This window comes from uncultured Planktosalinus sp., from assembly GCF_963973675.1.
In the GTDB taxonomy this organism is placed as follows: Bacteria; Bacteroidota; Bacteroidia; order Flavobacteriales; family Flavobacteriaceae; genus Planktosalinus.
Genome location: NZ_CAXBAN010000331.1, coordinates 1 through 3,019, shown reverse-complemented (window position 1 = coordinate 3,019; position 3,019 = coordinate 1). Strand labels below are relative to the sequence as shown.

At 35.4% G+C, this 3,019-nt stretch carries 2 protein-coding genes; both read right to left on the bottom strand.

From position 1 onward, the window contains the following. A partial coding sequence (locus tag AACY61_RS11455) for a S8 family serine peptidase (protein WP_339611713.1) occupies positions 1–1,239 on the bottom strand: 1,239 nt, incomplete at its 3' end. Positions 1,240–1,561: 322 nt separating this feature from the next. Beyond that, positions 1,562–3,019: thioredoxin family protein (locus tag AACY61_RS11450; protein WP_339611712.1), on the bottom strand; the 1,458-nt coding region annotated here is incomplete at its 5' end.

Sequence of the window (3,019 nt, the reverse complement as noted above, 5' to 3'; positions counted from 1 at the left end):
CACATCAGCAGCACGTTCAGTATTAATTAACCCCCAGCCAAAACGATAATCTGGTCCAGGGTCTGAACCAGCCTCATCAGCTGTGTGAATAACTAACCCTCTTAGTGTAGAAGACAACATAAACTCACTATTTTCATTATTATAATGTTGTTGTAATAACAATAAGGCTCCTGCTACACTCGGTGCAGCCATAGATGTACCTGAAAAATTTGCATAACTTGCATCGTTTGCTGCAGTTGAGGAAAAGGTGTTTACTCCCTTAGCTGAAATGTCTGGCTTGATTCTGCCGTCATCAGTTGGCCCCCAGCTACTGAATGTTGCCATATTTACACTATTGGCATTAATGTAGTTTAAAACTTGAAAAGTAGCAGCAACAACAAGATTGTTTTTAGAATTCGATTGTCCTGTTAAAAGGTCAAATCCAAGATCTCCTTGATTATTATGTGCAGTACCCCTGTCGTTACCTGCAGCCCAAACTGGTAAATGATATGGGGATGCAAACTGAATTTGATCCCACAACCTGGCACTATTTTCATATTTCCCTAAAAGGTATACTGGTAGTGCTGACCCGGAACCACCGTCGGCTGGAACACCATATGAATGGTTTGAAATCAATAAGCCGTGATCGTTTATGGCCGCTAAAACTTCAGCTGCAACGTTTCCGGTATTGAAAGCATAATTAATGGTTTCAGCAGCCGGTGCCATTCCTTTTGCGTTTCCGGATTGAAATGCCGCAGATCCAATTATGGTTCCTGTTACATGTGTTGCGTGAGAACTAAATTGAGTTGCGTTATCAATATGTACGGATCGACCTTCTAAAAGTTGATGGGTTTCTCTAACTTTACCTCCATCCCAAACACCGGCAAGCATATTTTCTCCATTTATGTCCAACCCAGAAGTTCCACCTGTGTGAAGTTGATCAGCTCTGGCTGTTATTACAGCACCAGCATTTGTTGTTTGCAAATAAATTGGAAACTCACCATCAACAACATCAACAAGATATCCAACGCCTCCATTTTCGGTTTCATATGTTTCAGGCCAACCTTTGAGTTGCGCAATTTCTAGGGCTGCTGCTCTTTTTTCTTCAAAATCTGCTTCAACTTCTTGTTGTAGTTGATTTATTTTCTCTAAATCTAATGTTGATTTGATTTTTTCACGTTCAGATGGGGTTTGAGCAAAAGCAGAGACTGTAAAAGCTAATGCAAAACACCCTGTCATTAAAAGGGTACTGATTTTCATGGGTCTTAAATTAAATGAATACAATTTTTTTTGCTAATTTAATAAAATAATATGATAAGACTAATTTTGTTTTAAAATTAACTTAAAGAAAAAATTTCAATTATTTAACTAATGTAAAAAATAAACATACGTATATATACGTATAGTATTGATAAACTTTTTTTAATACCTTTGAACTTGAATTAGTAAAAAAACTACACTGGTTTTTTATTGAATTATTGTGGGGATGATAATTTAATTTTTTAAAGTGTAGAAAGAATTAAAATTATTTTACTAAGCTTAGCAAGGAGGCTATCTTTTATAGATAGCCTCCTTTTTTTAATTAGTTATTTAAATACCGTTCTTTTCCACAATTTAAAAATGATTTAAATTCTTTTTTATTTGGCAAATATCCAACAGGTTGATTTAGCACTTTTCCTTCTGGACTAATGAGTACATAATAAGGTTGTGAATTTCTATTGAAATGGATTGCTTGAAAATCAGCCCATTTATTACCTATGTTTCGCATCTGTCTCCCACTCAACGCAGAAGTATAAGGTTCATCTAAGGGGGTTCGTTCATCTACATATAAAGAAATTAAAACATAATCATCATTTATTATTGAGTAAATTTCAGGATCACTCCATACCTGATCTTCCATTCTTCTGCAGTTTACACAGCCATGACCTGTAAAATCAAGTAAAATAGGCTTGTTTACTGATTTTGCATGAGCTACACCCTCTTGAAAATCTTTTATACAATTTAAATTCAAGGGGCACTTGCCGGGATAAATATAGCTATGCCCGGCTGGTGGTGCCAAACCACTTAAAAGATTTGGAGTTTTAAATCCGTTTGACTGGTCACTAACTCTAAAGCCCATTGCCATATAAATTATTAAAACCAACATTGAAATAGACAAAAGACTTCTTGTAAGTGTAATTTTTTTAACCGGACTATCTAATGGAAATTTTAAAATTCCCAGAAAATAAAGCAGCAATCCTAAAGCACATAAAATCCATAAAATTAAAAACAGCTCATAGGGCAATATTTTCCATCCTAAAATCATATCAGCTATTGATAAAAATTTAAGCGCCAATGCAATTTCAATGAATCCTAAGCTTACCTTAATGCTGTTCATCCATCCTCCTGATTTTGGCATTGAATTAAGCCAGCCCGGGAATGCCGCAAATAAAGCAAATGGTAATGCCAATGCAAATGAAAAACCAAGCATTCCAATCAGAGGTCCAACAGGGATTCTTCCAAATAAAACAGGACCTCCACCCACTGCGGTCTCAACTAACAAAGTTCCTATAATAGGACCGGTACAGGAAAAAGAAACCAAAGAAAGTGTGAATGCCATAAAAAAGATACCCAGTAACCCACCTTGACTTGAAGCTTTGTCTGTAGAACTAATCCAGGAAGTAGGTAATGTAATTTCAAAAAAACCGAAAAATGAAATTGCAAAAACGATAAATAATACAGCAAAACCTAAGTTAAACCAAGCATTTGTTGAAAGTAAATTCAAGGCATCTGCACCAAAAATGGTAGTAATTAACAACCCTAAGATAACGTAAATTACAATAATTGAAATACCGTAGATAATCGCGTTTTTAATACCGGCAGCTTTACTTGTACTACTTTTAGTAAAGAAACTAACGGTTAAAGGTACCATTGGAAAAACACAAGGAGTAAGCAATGCAAGCAACCCGCCTAAAAATCCGGCGATAAAAACCCACCAAAAATTGCTTGAATCTTCTTTTTCTGATTCGGTTCCATCACAATTACTGTTTACTAAAGAATG